Raw genomic sequence first — 15,768 nt, 5'->3', positions numbered from 1 at the left:
GGTCACGGAGTTCATTCCTTGCTCATGCGTGAAACCCCCGTTTTGATCGATGGCCCGGTTGGCCAATTGGAAGCCCTGTACCTTGATCACCCCGAGCCACGTGGCCTGGCGCTGATCTGCCACCCTAACCCGGTGCAGGGTGGGACCATGCTCAATAAAGTCGTATCGACCCTGCAACGCACCGCCCGCGACGCCGGTTTGATTACTTTACGTTTCAATTACCGCGGTGTCGGTGCCAGCGCCGGTACCCACGATATGGCCACCGGTGAAGTGGACGATGCCGAAGCTGCTGCCAACTGGCTGCGGGAAAAGCACCCCGAACTGCCGATCACCTTGCTCGGTTTCTCGTTTGGCGGTTATGTGGCCGCCAGCCTCGGCGGGCGCCTGGAAGCCAAGGGCGAAAAACTCGCGCACCTGTTCATGGTCGCCGCTGCCGTGATGCGCCTGCGCGATACCGACGTGCTGCCCCAAGGCTGCCCATTGACCCTGATCCAGCCGGAAACCGACGAAGTGGTCGACCCGCAGGTCGTCTACGAGTGGTCCGCTGCCTTGAAACGCCCCCATGAGCTGCTGAAAGTGGCAGAATGCGGGCACTTTTTTCATGGCAAGCTCACCGATCTCAAGGATCTGGTGCTGCCGCGCCTCTCGAATTGATAGCAGTCTGATAAGCGATTACCCATGACGACTCGTACCCGTATCCTCACCGGCATCACCACCACCGGCACGCCACACCTGGGCAACTACGCCGGTGCGATCCGCCCGGCGATTCTCGCCAGCCAGGACGCCAATGCCGACTCTTTCTACTTCCTGGCCGATTACCACGCCCTGATCAAATGCGATGACCCGCAGCGCATCCAGCGCTCGCGTATGGAAATTGCCGCGACCTGGCTGGCCGGTGGCCTGGATGTGAACCGGGTGACCTTCTACCGCCAGTCCGACATCCCGGAAATCCCCGAGCTGACCTGGCTGCTGACCTGTGTTGCCGCCAAGGGCCTGCTCAACCGTGCCCACGCCTATAAAGCGTCGGTGGACAAGAACGTCGAAAGCGGCGAAGACCCGGATGCGGGCATCACCATGGGCTTGTACAGCTACCCGGTGCTGATGGCGGCGGACATCCTGATGTTCAACGCACACAAGGTGCCGGTCGGCCGTGACCAGATTCAGCACGTGGAAATGGCCCGCGACATCGGCCAGCGTTTCAACCACCTGTTCGGCAACGGTAAAGAATTCTTCACCATGCCCGAGGCGTTGATCGAAGAAAGCGTCGCCACCTTGCCGGGCCTTGATGGCCGCAAGATGTCCAAGAGCTACGACAACACTATCCCGTTGTTCACCAGCGCCAAGGACATGAAAGACGCGATCTCGCGGATCGTCACCGACTCCCGCGCGCCCGGCGAAGCCAAGGACCCGGACAACTCGCACCTGTTCACCCTGTTCCAGGCGTTTGCCACCAAGGCCCAGGAAGCGGAATTGCGCAACGCATTGCTGGAAGGCCTGGGCTGGGGCGAGGCGAAGAGCCGTCTGTTCCAACTGCTGGACAATCAATTGGGCGAGGCGCGCGAGCGTTACCACCAGTTGATGTCGCGCCCCTCGGACATGGAAGACCTGCTGTTGATCGGCGCCAAGAAGGCCCGTGCCGTAGCGGCGCCGTTCCTGGCCGAGCTGCGTGAGGCGGTGGGCCTGCGTTCATTCGTCAATCAGGCCGCCGCGCCAGTTGTGGCCAAGAAGAAAGCCTCCAAAGCTGCACGCTTCGTAAGCTTTCGCGAAGACGACGGCAGTTTCCGCTTCCGCCTGTTGGCCGCTGACGGCGAGCAACTGCTGCTGTCGCGCAATTTTGCCGACGGCAAAGCGGCTGGCGCCGTGACCAAGCAATTGCAAAGCGGCGACGCGTTGGACGTGCGCACCGAAGCCCTGAGCTTCAGCGTATGGCTGGACGGCGCTGCGGTGGCCGACAGCGCCGAGTTCGCCGACGAAACGTTGCGCGATGCTGCCATCGCCGCCTTGCGCGTTGCGTTGACGCCTATCGAGGATTAACCCGACCAAGGGTTGATTGCCATTATCCAGGGCCGTCGTTACAGTGACGGCCCGTTTTTGTTGCCTTGCTAACGAAATTATGACGCCCCTAGAACGATATCAAGCTGATCTGAAACGCCCTGAATTCTTCCATGACGCGGCCCAGGAAACGGCGGTGCGTCATTTGCAGCGCCTGTACGACGACCTGGTCGCGGCCTCGCAAAGCAAGCCAGGGATGTTCAGCAAGCTGTTTGGCAAGAAAGACCACACGCCGGTCAAAGGCCTGTATTTCTGGGGTGGCGTGGGCCGGGGCAAGACGTACCTGGTCGACACCTTCTTTGAAGCGCTGCCGTTCAAGGAAAAGGTGCGTACGCACTTTCACCGCTTCATGAAGCGTGTGCACGAAGAAATGAAGACCCTGCCGGGTGAGAAAAACCCGCTGACCATCATCGCCAAGCGTTTCTCCGACGAAGCGCGGGTCATCTGCTTCGATGAGTTCTTCGTTTCCGACATCACCGACGCCATGATCCTTGGCACGCTGATGGAAGAACTGTTCAAGAACGGCGTGACGCTGGTCGCCACGTCGAACATCGTGCCTGACGGCTTGTACAAGGACGGCCTGCAACGTGCGCGCTTCCTGCCGGCCATCGCGCTGATCAAGCAGAACACCGAGATCGTCAACGTCGACAGTGGCGTTGATTACCGCCTGCGCCACCTTGAGCAAGCGGAGCTGTTCCACTTCCCGCTGAACGAAGCGGCGCACGAAAGCCTGAAAAAAAGCTTCCGCGCGCTGACGCCGGAATGCACCCAGGCGGTGGAAAACGACAAGTTGATGATCGAAAACCGCGAAATCATCGCGCTGCGTACCTGCGACGACGTGGCCTGGTTCGAATTCCGCCAATTGTGCGACGGGCCGCGTAGCCAGAACGATTACATCGAGCTGGGCAAAATCTTCCACGCGGTGATCCTGAGCGGCGTGGAACAGATGAGCGTCACCACCGACGACATCGCGCGCCGGTTTATCAACATGGTCGACGAATTCTACGACCGTAACGTCAAGCTGATCATCTCGGCCGAGGTCGAACTCAAGGACCTCTACACCGGCGGTCGCTTGAACTTCGAATTTCAGCGGACGCTGAGCCGCTTGCTCGAAATGCAATCCCACGAGTTCCTGTCGCGTGGGCATAAGCCTTAAGCCGATGTGATCCATATAAAAGGCCCGCTGCGATTGCGGGCCTTTTGTATTTTTTGGTGCTGGTTAAAAAGTGATCTGGTCTTCAGAGGGCGGCGCCGGTTGTACGAGGATCTTTTTGCTACCCTCTATCTTGTAGATCGCGCCGTCCGGACCCTTGACTAACGTGGAATCCTCCTCTTCCTCGTCCTTCTTCTTTTTCTTCAGCTCCTCCATTTTTTTATTCAACAGTTCAGTCTGTTTCTCTTTTGATTGACTTGCGCCTGTCTCGTTCGGCTGTACCGCCGGGCTGAAAGAGATGCTTCCTATGGATGACATGATTGAGTCTCCGTCCTAGTTTGAGCCAGTGGATTTAGAAAAGCCCTTTATGATCCGGAGAGAAGTCCGGCATAAATAGACGACTTTTACCTCGCTTAAAATGCCAGACGCCCAGGGAGCAGCGGGTCGTCTTCGTCCTGTCTAGCTGTAGGAATTGGAGGTCTTGCAGGCAGGTATTGCTTAAGGCCCTGGTAAGGCTGCATAGGGCTTTCAGTTCGACCCTGCACCATTGCGGTATGACAGGGTCGCTTGCATCGTCAGGTGCCGTACCTACGCGGCTTGCTGAAATTGCTGCCGGTATTGGTTCGGCGACAACTCCGTGTGTTGACGAAACAGCCGCGCAAAGAAGCTCGCATCGTCGTAACCCACCTCATAACTGATGGTCTTGATGCTCTTGCGGCTTCCCGAGAGCAGGCCTTTGGCCGTCTCGATACGCAGCCGTTGCAGGTAATGCAGCGGCTTGTCGCCGGTGGCAGTCTGAAAACGGCGCATGAAGTTGCGGATGCTCATGCCGTGTTCCCGGGCGACGTCTTCGAAGCGGAACTTGTCGGCGAAATGCTCTTCGAGCCAGTGCTGGATCTGCAGGATGATCACGTCCTGGTGCAGCTTCTGCCCACCAAAGCCGATACGCCCAGGCGCGTAGCTGCGCTGCACTTCGTAGAGGATGTCGCGGGCCACGGCCTGCGCGATGTTGGCGCCACAGAAACGTTCGATCAGGTAGATGTAGAGGTCGCACGCCGAGGTCGTGCCGCCGGCGCAATACAGGTTGTCGGCATCGGTGAGGTGCTTGTCCTGGTTGAGCTGCACCTGGGGGAAGCGTTCGCTGAAAGCATTGAAGAAACGCCAGTAGGTGGTCGCTTCCTTGCCATCGAGCAGGCCGGCTTCGGCCAGCCAGAACACGCCGGTGGCCTCGCCGCAAAGCACCGCGCCGCGGGCGTGTTGCTCGCGCAGCCAGGGCAGCACTTGGGGGTAACGGGTGCACAGCGCGTCGAAGTCATCCCAGAAGGCCGGCAACACGATGATGTCGGCGTTTTCCAGGCCGCCGTCCACCGGCATGATCACATCGCTGAAGCTGCGTACCGATTGCCCGTCGGGGCTGACCAGGCGTGTTTCAAACGCTGGGGTCAGGCCCAGGCCTTGCTGTTTGCCATAACGCAGGCTGGCGAGATGGAAGAAATCCTTGGCTTGCATGAGGGTTGAAGCGAATACCCGATCAATGGCCAAAATGCTGACGCGCCGCAGGGGCGTGGAGATTTGGTTAGACATAATTTCATTTATTCTTATAGGGGAAAGTGGTCACCAGACGGCTGGATCGTCTTATTTTTTGTCGCATGTGTCCAGTGTCCCGTGACGCCTTCGCGGCTTAGTCTCTGTGGGCTCGTCCTTGTCCGACAATCCACGCAGGTGACCCATGATCCCCAGAACCTTGTTCAGCTCGGAGCACGAACTCTTCCGCGAGAGCGTGCGCACCTTCCTCGAAAAACACGCCGCGCCGTTCCATGGGCAATGGGAGAAGCAGGGCTATATCGACCGTAGTCTGTGGAGCAAGGCGGGGGAGGCGGGGATGCTGTGTTCTCATCTGCCGGAGGAATATGGCGGCCTGGGTGCGGACTTTCTCTACAGTGCAGTGGTGATTGAGGAAATCAGCCGACTGGGGCTGACCGGCATCGGGTTTTCCCTGCATTCGGACATTGTGGCGCCCTACATCCTGCATTACGGCAGTGAAGCGCTGAAACAGAAGTACTTGCCCAAATTGATCTCCGGCGAGATGGTCACGGCCATCGCCATGACTGAGCCAGGCGCGGGTTCCGATCTGCAAGGCGTCAAGACCACTGCGGTATTGGACGGTGATGAGTATGTGATCAACGGTTCCAAGACCTTTATCACCAACGGCTTTCTCGCTGAGCTGGTGATCGTCGTGGCCAAGACCGACCCCATGGCCGGTGCAAAGGGCACCAGCCTGTTTCTGGTGGAGGCTGATACGCCGGGCTTCGACAAGGGCAAGCGCCTGGAGAAGGTGGGCATGAAGGCCCAGGACACCTCGGAGCTGTTTTTCCAGGACGTGCGCGTGCCCAAGCAAAACCTGTTGGGCCAGGCCGGCATGGGCTTCGCGTATTTGATGCAGGAGTTGCCCCAGGAGCGCCTGACCGTGGCGATTGGCGCGCTGTCGTCAGCCGAGGCGGCGTTGCAATGGACCCTTGAATACACCCGTGAGCGCAAAGCGTTCGGCAAGGCAATTGCCGACTTCCAGAACACCCGGTTCAAGCTGGCGGAGATGGCCACCGAGATTCAGATCGGCCGCGTGTTTGTGGATAAATGCATGGCGTTGCATCTGGAGGGCAAGCTCGATGTGCCCACGGCGGCGATGGCCAAGTATTGGGCCACGGACCTTCAATGCAAGGTGCTCGACGAGTGCGTGCAGCTGCACGGTGGCTACGGCTTTATGTGGGAATACCCGATTGCCCGGGCCTGGGCCGATTCGCGGGTGCAGCGGATTTATGCGGGGACCAATGAGATCATGAAAGAGATTATTGCGCGGGCGCTTTGATGGATTGGTAGTGCTGCTCCGGGCCTCATCGCGGGCAAGCCCGGCTCCCACATTGAATGTGTTCACAGTTCAATGAGTGGGAGCTGGCTTGCCCGCGATAGCGGCTTAAGGATCAATCAAGGCGCTGGATTCGGATGGTCCTTCTGAATCGCCTCAATCCCTTCCAAAACCTCTTTCGACAGCTTCAGGTCGGCACTGGCAATGTTGCTGTCCAGTTGCTCCAGGCTCGTGGCGCCAATAATGTTGCTGGTCACGAACGGCTGTTGCGTCACGAACGCCAGCGCCATCTGCGCAGGGTCCAGGCCATGTTCCCGCGCCAGTGCCACATAACGGCTGCAGGCTGCTTCTGACTGCGGGTTGAAGTAACGACTGAAGCGGCTGTATTCGGTCAGGCGGGCTTTTGCCGGGCGGGCGCCGCCTTCGTATTTGCCGCTGAGCATGCCGAAAGCCAGCGGCGAGTAGGCCAGCAGGCCGCATTGCTCACGAATAGCGACTTCCGCCAGGCCCACTTCAAAGCTGCGGTTGAGCAGGTTGTAGGGGTTCTGGATCGACACCGCGCGGGTCCAGCCACGGGCTTCGGCCAGGGCCAGGAACTTCATGGTGCCCCACGGGGTTTCGTTGGACAGGCCGATGTGGCGGATCTTGCCGGCCTTCACCTGTTCGTCCAGTGCTTCGAGGGTTTCCTCCAGCGGGGTCAGGTCGTCTTCGTCCTTGTGCTTGTAGCTCAGTTGGCCGAAAAAGTTGGTGCTGCGCTCGGGCCAGTGCAACTGGTAGAGGTCGATCCAGTCGGTTTGCAGGCGCTTGAGGCTGGCATCCAGGGCGTCGACGATGTGCTTGCGGTTGTGGCGCAAGTGGCCGTCACGGATGTAATCAATGGTGTTGCCGGGGCCGGCGATCTTGCTGGCGAGGATCCAGTCGGCCCGGTCGCCACGGCTTTTGAAGTAATTACCGATATAGCGCTCGGTGGTGGCATAGGTGTCGGCCTTCGGCGGCACCGGGTACATTTCTGCTGTGTCGAGGAAGTTGATCCCCGCGGCCTTGGCCCGTTCGATCTGTGCAAAGGCCTCTGCCTCGCTGTTTTGCTCGCCCCAGGTCATGGTGCCCAAGGCTATCGCGCTTACATTCAGATCGGTGCGGCCCAGCTGTCGATAATCCATCGGGTACTCCTTCGGGGAAAACAATCATAAAAGCAGGTTGAATTTTTTTTCGCAATCTGCATAATTGCCCACCTCTTTCTGCAGTGGAAGTGATGCGCCGCCTGCCGAAGAATCTTGCCGTTGAACGGACGCGCCGACCCGAGCCCCCGATAGCGTCTGTATCCGGCTGCCTTTGACTTGTCAAAGTACGCACTATTCAGTAAGATCCGCCGTCTAATTTACAGGGCGGCCCCTGAGGCTATTAAAGAATGACAACTTTTACTGCAAAACCGGAAACAGTTCAGCGCGACTGGTTTGTCGTCGACGCCGCTGGTCAGACCCTGGGTCGTCTGGCCACTGAAGTCGCCAGCCGTCTGCGTGGCAAGCACAAGCCTGAGTACACCCCTCACGTTGACACCGGTGACTACATCGTGATCATCAACGCTGAGCAGGTACGTGTTACCGGCAACAAAGCGCAAGACAAAATGTACTACCGTCACTCCGGTTTCCCAGGCGGTATCAAGTCTTCGAACTTCGAAGGTCTGATTTCCAAGAAGCCTGAAGCCCCGATCGAAATCGCGGTCAAAGGCATGCTGCCGAAGGGCCCACTGGGTCGCGATATGTTTCGCAAGCTGAAAGTCTATGCGGGCGCTGTACACCCTCATGCTGCTCAGCAGCCCCAAGAACTGAAGTTTTAACGGAATAGTTCATTATGTCGGCGACTCAAAATTACGGCACTGGCCGTCGCAAAACCGCAACCGCACGCGTTTTCCTGCGTCCGGGCACTGGTAACATCTCGATCAACAACCGCACTCTGGAAAACTTCTTCGGTCGCGAAACTGCCCGCATGGTAGTTCGTCAGCCGCTGGAATTGACCGAGACAGTTGAAAAGTTCGACATCTACGTCACCGTTATCGGTGGCGGTGTAAGTGGTCAAGCTGGCGCAATCCGCCACGGTATCACTCGCGCTCTGATGCAGTACGACGAAACCCTGCGTGGCGCTCTGCGCAAAGCTGGCTTCGTAACTCGCGATGCTCGTGAAGTTGAACGTAAGAAAGTCGGTCTGCGTAAAGCGCGTAAGCGTCCGCAGTACTCGAAGCGTTAATTCGCTTTACGTTCCACAAAAACGCCCAACTCCTCACGGAGCTGGGCGTTTTTTATTGCCTGCGATTTATGCATAAATTTCGCCGTGACAACTTGCCACATCCGTAGACCCCCTATACTACAAGGCCTGGAGAGGGAGGCCCGGGCAATTCCCTTGTCATACGTGGGGCTTTTCATTACCATTCGGCAAAATTTTTATAAGTAAAGATACAACACTTAGTAGACGCCTGATTTAACAGGCCAAAAAGCTGATGGGAGAGGACTGAATGAGCAATGACGGCGTGAATGCAGGCCGGCGTCGCTTCTTGGTAGCAGCCACGTCCGTGGTGGGTGCTGCAGGAGCGGTGGGGGCTGCGGTCCCGTTCGTGGGGTCATGGTTTCCCAGTGCCAAGGCGAAAGCCGCAGGTGCACCGGTGAAGGTGAATGTCAGCAAGATCGACCCAGGCCAGCAAATGATTGCTGAATGGCGCGGTCAGCCGGTCTTCATCGTTCGTCGTACTGAGGAAATCCTTGGGAATCTGAAGAAAATCGAAGGTCAGCTGTCTGATCCCGACTCGAAGAATTCCGACCAACCCGCCTACGTCGATAAGGAAATTCGTTCGATCAAGCCAGAGATTCTGCTGCTGATCGGTATTTGCACCCACCTGGGTTGCTCGCCTACTTTCCGTCCTGAAGTTGCTCCTGCCGACCTGGGCAAAGACTGGGTGGGTGGCTACTTCTGCCCTTGCCACGGTTCCCACTACGACCTGGCTGGCCGCGTCTACAAGTCACAACCCGCACCGCTGAACCTGCCAGTTCCGCCACATCACTACGAGACTGACAGTGTCATTGTCATTGGTGTCGACGAGGGGGAGAAAGCCTGATGAGCAAGTTCATGGATTGGGTGGATGCGCGCTTCCCCGCGACTAAAATGTGGGAAGACCATCTCAGCAAATATTACGCGCCAAAAAACTTCAACTTCTTCTACTTCTTCGGCTCGCTGGCACTGTTGGTGCTGGTTAACCAGATTGTCACGGGTGTCTGGCTGACGATGAGCTACACCCCGTCGGCGGAAGAGGCGTTCGCCTCCGTCGAGTACATCATGCGTGATGTCGAGTACGGCTCGATCCTGCGCCTGCTGCACTCCACCGGCGCTTCGGCGTTCTTCATCGTCGTCTATATGCACATGTTCCGCGGCCTGCTCTACGGCTCTTACCAGAAGCCTCGCGAGCTGGTGTGGGTCTTCGGCATGTTGATCTACCTGGCGCTGATGGCCGAGGCCTTCATGGGCTACCTGTTGCCGTGGGGGCAGATGTCGTATTGGGGCGCCCAGGTGATCATCTCGCTGTTTGGTGCGATTCCGGTGATCGGCAACGACCTTACCCAGTGGATCCGGGGTGACTACCTGATCTCCGGCATCACCCTGAACCGCTTCTTTGCCTTGCACGTCGTAGCCCTGCCGATTGTGATTCTGGGCCTGGTGGTGTTGCACATCCTGGCACTGCACGAAGTGGGTTCGAACAACCCGGACGGCGTGGACATCAAGAAGCATAAAGACGAAAACGGCATCCCGCTGGATGGCATTCCTTTCCACCCGTACTACACGGTGAAAGACATTGTCGGCGTAGTCGTCTTCCTGTTTATCTTCTGCTCGATCGTGTTCTTTTTCCCGGAAATGGGTGGTTATTTCCTGGAAAAGCCGAACTTTGAACAGGCCAACGCCTTCAAGACACCTGAGCACATTGCCCCGGTCTGGTACTTCACGCCGTTCTACGCGATTTTGCGCGCGATCCCTGACAAGCTCATGGGCGTGATGGCAATGGGTGCCTCGATCGCGATGCTCTTCGTCTTGCCGTGGCTCGACCGGAGCCCGGTCAAGTCCATGCGCTACAAGGGCTGGCTGAGCAAGATCTGGCTGTGGGTGTTCTGCATTGCGTTCGTGATCCTGGGGGTACTGGGCGTATTGGCGCCAACGCCTGAGCGTACGTTGCTGTCGCAGGTCTGCACCTTCCTGTACTTCGCCTACTTCATTCTGATGCCGTTCTATACCCGGCTCGAGAAGACCAAACCGGTTCCGGAAAGGGTGACTGGCTGATGAAAAAGTTATTTGTTGCTTTGATGCTTGCGGCGCTGCCGCTAATGTCCTTCGCGGCCGAGCACGGCCCGGAACTGGAAAAAGTCGATATCGACGTGTCCGACAAGGCCGCCATGCAGGATGGGCTGCGTACCTTCACCAACTACTGCATGGGCTGCCACAGCGCCAAGTTCCAGCGTTACGAGCGTGTTGCCGATGACCTGGGCATCCCACATGACGTGATGCTCAGCCACTCGGTGTTCACGGGCGCGAAAATCGGCGACCACATGAGCATCGGTATGCAACCCGCCGACGCCAAGGTCTGGTTCGGCGCAGCACCGCCCGACCTGACCCTGGTGGCGCGTGTGCGCGGTACCGATTGGCTCTACGGTTACCTGAAATCCTTCTACGAAGACCCGGCGCGTCCTTATGGCGTAAACAACAAAGTCTTCCCGAACGTCGGCATGCCTAACGTTCTGGTCGGCCTGCAGGGTCGCCAAGTGGTAGGATGCAAGCAGGTTCAGGTCGTTGAAGACGGCAAGAAGCAATATGATCCGTTGACTGGCACGCCTCTGACGCATGAAGCGTGTGACCAACTGACCATCGTGCCCAAGACCGGTACGCTGAACGAAGAGCAGTTTGACGAGAAGGTCAAGAATCTGGTGACCTTCCTGGCCTACTCGGCCAACCCGGTCAAACTGCAACATCAGCGCATTGGTACTTATGTATTGCTGTACCTGGCCTTCTTCTTTGTGTTCGCCTATCTGCTCAAACGCGAATACTGGAAGGATGTGCATTGATCCAACCGTAAGCAATTGCTGTTAATCTTGCGCGCCCAGCGGCATCTCTGAATACGTAGCGCTCTGGTTGAACCAGGCACTGCAGAGATGCTCTCTGGGCGCGCTCGTTTTTGAGCTTTCGATAATTTCAACAAGCGAGGAGGACCGCCATGGGCGTGACCAATCGGTTGGCCTGTTACTCCGACCCCGCCGACCACTATTCCCACCGAGTACGCATCGTGCTCGCAGAGAAGGGTGTCAGCGCCGAGATCATCAGTGTGGAGGCAGGACGTCATCCGCCGAAACTGATCGAAGTGAACCCTTACGGCAGCTTGCCCACCCTGGTCGATCGTGACCTGGCGTTGTGGGAGTCAACCGTGGTGATGGAATACCTGGATGAGCGTTACCCGCATCCACCTTTGTTGCCGGTGTATCCGGTGGCGCGTGCCAACAGTCGCCTGCTGATCCATCGGATCCAGCGTGACTGGTGTGGGCTGGTGGATGTGATTCTGGATACACGCAGTAAAGAGGCCGTTCGGGTGCAGGCGCGTAAGGAATTGCGCGAGAGCCTGACGGGTGTTTCGCCGCTGTTCGCCGACAAACCTTTTTTCCTCAGCGAGGAACAAAGCTTGGTGGATTGCTGCCTATTACCCATACTCTGGCGCTTGCCGATCCTGGGCATTGAACTGCCACGGCCGGCCAAGCCGTTGCTTGATTACATGGAGCGCCAGTTTGCGCGTGAGGCTTTCCAGGCAAGTCTGTCTGGTGTCGAACGCGATATGCGCTAAGGCTTAAGGAGCCGCTGATGAACTCCAGTCGACCCTATTTGGTCCGCGCGCTCTATGAGTGGATTGTGGACAACGATTGCACCCCGCACATGCTGGTCAACTCTGAATTTCCCAAGGTTGACGTGCCGCAGGGTTTTGCCAGCGACGGGCAGATTGTGCTGAACGTATCACCCAGTGCTGTGCGCCACTTGCACATGGACAACGAAGCGGTCAGCTTCGAAGGGCGTTTTGGCGGCGTGCCGCATACGCTGTTCGTGCCGATTGGCGCTATCCTCGGGATCTATGCCCGTGAGAATGGCCAAGGCATGGTGTTCGATCTGGAGTCGCCTTTCGAGGAGGACGAAGCGATCGAAGGTGAAGACGGCGACGATCTGCCTCCACCGGACGCCGAGCCTCCGCGTCCAAGCGGCCGGCCGAGCTTGAAAGTGGTGAAGTAAGCGGCTTTCACCCTCGGGTGAGCCTTAAAAATGCCTCGACCTGTGTCGGGGCATTTTTTTGCGCGCAGGATAGGGATGAAAGTCGTGACAGAACGGTGATCGTACAACCGCCATGGGCTATGATGCGGGCTCAAGTTCGCCGAGAAAGATGGTTCATCATGGAAAACGCCAATACCGCTCCTCGTCTTCCCCGCAAGCGTCGCAGCCTTGCCCAGGAATTGGTCACGGTGTTGTCCGAGCAAATCCGCGATGGCCAACTCAAGCGTGGCGATAAGTTGCCTACCGAGTCGGCGATCATGGACGCTCACGGGGTCAGCCGTACCGTGGTGCGTGAAGCCATCTCGCGCTTGCAGGCGGCGGGGCAGGTGGAAACCCGTCACGGTATCGGCACCTTTGTGTTGGACACGCCAAGCCCGAGCGGCTTCCGGATTGATCCGGCCACGGTAGTGACCTTGCGTGATGTGCTGGCGATTCTGGAGTTGCGTATCAGCCTGGAAGTGGAGTCCGCCGGTCTTGCTGCATTACGTCGCAGCGATGCGCAACTGGCGGCCATGCGTGCGGCACTCGACGCCCTGAATGAAAGCGCGGCCCACGCAGGCGATGCAGTGGCATCAGATTTTGCGTTCCACCTGGAAATTGCGTTGTCCACCGGCAACCGCTATTTCACCGACATCATGACCCACTTGGGCACCAGCATCATTCCGCGTACCCGCCTGAATTCGGCGCGCCTGGCCCATGATGACCAGCAGCACTACATGGGCCGCCTGAGCCGCGAACACGAAGAGATTTATGAGGCGATTGCCCGCCAGGATTCGGACGCGGCACGGGCGGCCATGCGTTTGCATCTGACCAACAGCCGTGAGCGGCTGCGCCATGCCCACGAAGAGGCAGAAGCGCAGCGCGGTTAAAGGTCACGGGGGTTTAGTGTGGGAGCTGGCTTGCCTGCGATGACGGAGTGTCAGTCAACCATTACTGGCTGATACACCGCTATCGCGGGCAAGCCCGCTCCCACATTTTGATCTCCTTGGCCTGGAGTTTTGCGTCTACTTAGCTGGCCGGCTGATTGGGCTTGTAGTCCTTGAGCAACAGGTAGGTGCTCCAACCCCACCAGTCATTGGTCCAGTGCTTGTCGTTCAGGTCATTCACGTCCTTGCGGCGCAGCACCTTGTCACCTTCCATCTTGAACAGCGGCGAGAAGTTGTTCGCCGGGTTCTGCGCGGCATTCAGGTCCGGCACATGCAGTGGCGCCTTGAAGACGGCTGGAGAGGGCGGGACACCGCTGATGAAGGTCTCGAAGATCTCATCGGCCGACGCCTGCACCGCACGTTTGACCATCGTCCGATTGTCCGCGTCGATGGCGTCGAAATAACGCTTGTCACCATAGGCATGCCATTGATCACCCATGGCATTGCGCACCTTGAGCCCGAACTTGCTGTCTTCATCGTGCATGAAGCGGCTGATCAGCGAGCCCAGTTCTCCTGGCGTGACCACCGCCGCCAATTGTTTACGCGGCACCCGCAGGTGGCCGGCGGAAAACAGGTCAGTCAAAAAGTGATTAGCGAAGCTGTTCATCGCATAGGCCAATTCCAGTGCCTGGTCGGTGCCGGTCTGATGGGCCACGACCGCCTGTTGCAGTGCCGCCGTGTGGCCAGCCAGGTAGGCGGACAATGCCCATTCGCCAAAGTGGTCAGCGTTGTCGGCTGCCAGTTTCAAGTAGCGACCCAGAGGGAGGAGTGCCGAAACGGCACTGCCGCCGCCGGTGATTCGGTTCCACTCCTCAGACAACGTATCGCCCAATGCGTCATAGGCTTCGTGGGGTTGTTTGCCGTCCTTGATCGCCTGGTTGACTGCGTTGATCTCCTTTTGCATCACCGCGAGGATCTTCTGTGCTTCTTCTCGGGAGGCCGGCAGCACGGCCAATGAGTTGAACGCCGCCGTGAAGCGTTGCACGCGATCCGCAGGGGAGGCGCCATCGCTGATCGGCTGGCCAGGAATGCCATAGAAGTCACCGCCCAGCGCGATCACTTGGCCGTAAGTCAAAGCCAGGCCATTGGGCAGGTGCAATTCGACTTGTCGCGCGGGAATCGCGGGAGCGTCCTTGGCGAATCGCAACAGGGTGTCATCGCCAATAGCGGTGTGTTCACCCCCTTCGAAGCGCAGGGTAGGTGGTTTCTTTTCCGGTGCTGCTAGTTCAAGACCTGACATGTTAGCTCCTTGCTATGTCGTAGGAATCTTCCTTAATAACTGTATGCATATACAGCTATTCGAAGCATAGAGGAATAATTTCCTACGTCAAGAAGGCATGTCTAAACATGAAGCTGTCGCAGCCGCCGATGAATTGCAGTTGACGAATCCTTTTATAGTTGTACGATGACGTACGACATCATCAAAACCAACAACAACCTTTCGACAGAAAGTCTTTGCCCAGGGTGTTCGAATAATGAATCCACAAGAACTGAAGTCCATCCTCTCCCACGGTCTGCTGTCTTTCCCCGTGACCGATTTCAATGCGCAGGGTGATTTTCACCAGGCGGGCTACATCAAGCGTCTGGAGTGGCTGGCCCCTTACGGCGCTACCGCATTGTTCGCCGCCGGCGGCACCGGTGAGTTTTTCTCCCTGGCCGCGAGTGAATATTCCCAAGTGGTGAAGACCGCTGTTGATACCTGCGCCACCAGCGTGCCAATCCTCGCCGGTGTCGGCGGTTCGACTCGCCAGGCTATCGAGTACGCCCAGGAAGCCGAACGCCTTGGCGCCAAGGGCTTGCTGCTGTTGCCGCACTACCTGACCGAAGCCAGCCAGGATGGTGTTGCTGCCCACGTGGAAGCGGTGTGCAAGTCGGTCAAGATCGGCGTGGTGGTCTACAACCGCAACGTCTGCCGCCTGACCGCGCCATTGCTGGAACGCCTGGCTGAGCGCTGCCCGAACCTGATCGGCTACAAGGACGGTCTGGGTGATATCGAGTTGATGGTGTCGATTCGTCGTCGTCTTGGCGACCGTTTCAGTTACCTCGGCGGCCTGCCGACTGCAGAGGTTTACGCTGCTGCCTACAAGGCCCTGGGGGTGCCGGTGTACTCCTCGGCGGTGTTCAACTTCATCCCGAAAACCGCGATGGACTTCTACCACGCGATTGCCAAGGACGATCACGCCACTGTCGGCAAGATCATCGACAACTTCTTCCTGCCTTACCTCGATATCCGTAACCGTAAAGCCGGTTATGCCGTAAGCATCGTCAAGGCTGGCGCAAAAATCGCCGGCTACGACGCAGGCCCGGTGCGCACGCCGCTCACCGATTTGCTGCCGGAAGAGTACGAAGCCCTGGCCGCGCTGATCGACAAGCAAGGTCCGCAGTAACTTATCAACAAGGCCGCTGAGCAATCAGCGGCCTTTTGCGTCAGGAGA

At 58.1% G+C, this 15,768-nt stretch carries 17 protein-coding genes; 13 read left to right on the top strand and 4 right to left on the bottom strand.

The genetic code is table 11. The features are described 5' to 3' along the window. The first annotated feature begins 24 nt into the window (after positions 1-24). The 3 genes from ACI77D_RS11460 to zapE all read left to right on the top strand — a co-directional run bounded on the left by ACI77D_RS11460 (position 25) and on the right by zapE (position 3,208). Positions 25-654, top strand: coding sequence for an alpha/beta hydrolase (locus ACI77D_RS11460; RefSeq protein WP_064450689.1), 630 nt, complete (start codon positions 25-27; stop codon positions 652-654). A 24-nt stretch (positions 655-678) separates the two neighbouring features. Beyond that, complete coding sequence (locus ACI77D_RS11455) at positions 679-2,034, top strand: tryptophan--tRNA ligase (protein WP_221293943.1); 1,356 nt, start codon at positions 679-681, stop codon at positions 2,032-2,034. 79 nt (positions 2,035-2,113) lie between these two features. After that, on the top strand, positions 2,114-3,208 hold the full coding sequence (gene zapE / locus ACI77D_RS11450) for a cell division protein ZapE (protein ID WP_012722199.1): 1,095 nt from the start codon (positions 2,114-2,116) through the stop codon (positions 3,206-3,208). 63 nt (positions 3,209-3,271) lie between these two features. Here zapE and ACI77D_RS11445 read toward each other — a convergent pair whose 3' ends face one another. Both ACI77D_RS11445 and ACI77D_RS11440 read right to left on the bottom strand, forming a co-directional pair. Then, positions 3,272-3,523 carry a hypothetical protein gene (locus ACI77D_RS11445; RefSeq protein WP_064450691.1) on the bottom strand — a complete coding sequence of 84 codons (252 nt, stop codon included), beginning with the start codon at positions 3,521-3,523 and terminating at the stop codon, positions 3,272-3,274. A gap of 270 nt (positions 3,524-3,793) precedes the next feature. Then, complete coding sequence (locus ACI77D_RS11440; protein WP_208604459.1) at positions 3,794-4,714, bottom strand: GlxA family transcriptional regulator; 921 nt, start codon at positions 4,712-4,714, stop codon at positions 3,794-3,796. Positions 4,715-4,934: 220 nt separating this feature from the next. Here ACI77D_RS11440 and ACI77D_RS11435 point away from each other — a divergent pair, with 220 nt between their 5' ends. Beyond that, positions 4,935-6,071 carry an acyl-CoA dehydrogenase family protein gene (locus ACI77D_RS11435; protein ID WP_407016585.1) on the top strand — a complete coding sequence of 379 codons (1,137 nt, stop codon included), beginning with the start codon at positions 4,935-4,937 and terminating at the stop codon, positions 6,069-6,071. 116 nt (positions 6,072-6,187) lie between these two features. Here ACI77D_RS11435 and ACI77D_RS11430 read toward each other — a convergent pair whose 3' ends face one another. After that, complete coding sequence (locus ACI77D_RS11430) at positions 6,188-7,228, bottom strand: NADP(H)-dependent aldo-keto reductase (protein ID WP_064450694.1); 1,041 nt, start codon at positions 7,226-7,228, stop codon at positions 6,188-6,190. 248 nt (positions 7,229-7,476) lie between these two features. Here ACI77D_RS11430 and rplM point away from each other — a divergent pair, with 248 nt between their 5' ends. The 8 genes from rplM to ACI77D_RS11390 all read left to right on the top strand — a co-directional run bounded on the left by rplM (position 7,477) and on the right by ACI77D_RS11390 (position 13,276). Continuing rightward, entirely contained in the window at positions 7,477-7,905 is a 429-nt protein-coding gene (gene rplM, locus ACI77D_RS11425; RefSeq protein WP_003171742.1) for a 50S ribosomal protein L13, read from the top strand. Positions 7,906-7,919: 14 nt separating this feature from the next. After that, complete coding sequence (rpsI, locus tag ACI77D_RS11420; protein ID WP_003216038.1) at positions 7,920-8,312, top strand: 30S ribosomal protein S9; 393 nt, start codon at positions 7,920-7,922, stop codon at positions 8,310-8,312. Between the two features lie 265 nt (positions 8,313-8,577). Next, positions 8,578-9,174 carry a ubiquinol-cytochrome c reductase iron-sulfur subunit gene (gene petA / locus ACI77D_RS11415; RefSeq protein WP_003216040.1) on the top strand — a complete coding sequence of 199 codons (597 nt, stop codon included), beginning with the start codon at positions 8,578-8,580 and terminating at the stop codon, positions 9,172-9,174. Next, positions 9,174-10,385: a cytochrome bc complex cytochrome b subunit gene (locus tag ACI77D_RS11410; protein WP_053254390.1), complete on the top strand. Its 1,212-nt coding sequence runs from the start codon at positions 9,174-9,176 to the stop codon at positions 10,383-10,385. Before petA ends, ACI77D_RS11410 begins: the two co-directional genes overlap by 1 nt. Further along, the gene (locus ACI77D_RS11405) at positions 10,385-11,164 is read left to right on the top strand and encodes a cytochrome c1 (protein ID WP_064450695.1); all 780 of its coding nucleotides are present in this window, start codon (positions 10,385-10,387) and stop codon (positions 11,162-11,164) included. Before ACI77D_RS11410 ends, ACI77D_RS11405 begins: the two co-directional genes overlap by 1 nt. A 149-nt stretch (positions 11,165-11,313) precedes the next feature. Continuing rightward, positions 11,314-11,931: a glutathione S-transferase N-terminal domain-containing protein gene (locus ACI77D_RS11400; RefSeq protein ID WP_017138266.1), complete on the top strand. Its 618-nt coding sequence runs from the start codon at positions 11,314-11,316 to the stop codon at positions 11,929-11,931. A gap of 17 nt (positions 11,932-11,948) precedes the next feature. Beyond that, positions 11,949-12,368 carry a ClpXP protease specificity-enhancing factor gene (locus tag ACI77D_RS11395; protein WP_064450696.1) on the top strand — a complete coding sequence of 140 codons (420 nt, stop codon included), beginning with the start codon at positions 11,949-11,951 and terminating at the stop codon, positions 12,366-12,368. Positions 12,369-12,526: 158 nt separating this feature from the next. Then, a complete protein-coding gene (locus ACI77D_RS11390; protein ID WP_407016584.1) occupies positions 12,527-13,276 on the top strand; it encodes a FadR/GntR family transcriptional regulator in 750 nt (249 codons plus the stop codon). Between the two features lie 139 nt (positions 13,277-13,415). On the opposite strand, the gene ACI77D_RS11385 is transcribed toward ACI77D_RS11390, so the two are convergent. After that, the gene (locus ACI77D_RS11385; RefSeq protein ID WP_407016583.1) at positions 13,416-14,573 is read right to left on the bottom strand and encodes a phospholipase; all 1,158 of its coding nucleotides are present in this window, start codon (positions 14,571-14,573) and stop codon (positions 13,416-13,418) included. A gap of 235 nt (positions 14,574-14,808) precedes the next feature. On the opposite strand from ACI77D_RS11385, the gene kdgD reads away from it, so the two are divergent. Next, the gene (gene kdgD / locus ACI77D_RS11380; protein WP_064450699.1) at positions 14,809-15,720 is read left to right on the top strand and encodes a 5-dehydro-4-deoxyglucarate dehydratase; all 912 of its coding nucleotides are present in this window, start codon (positions 14,809-14,811) and stop codon (positions 15,718-15,720) included. Positions 15,721-15,768: the final 48 nt, after the last annotated feature.

Source organism: Pseudomonas sp. O39 (assembly GCF_045447295.1).
Taxonomy (GTDB): domain Bacteria; phylum Pseudomonadota; class Gammaproteobacteria; order Pseudomonadales; family Pseudomonadaceae; genus Aquipseudomonas; species Aquipseudomonas antarctica_A.
This window is presented reverse-complemented; position numbering and strand designations above follow the sequence as displayed.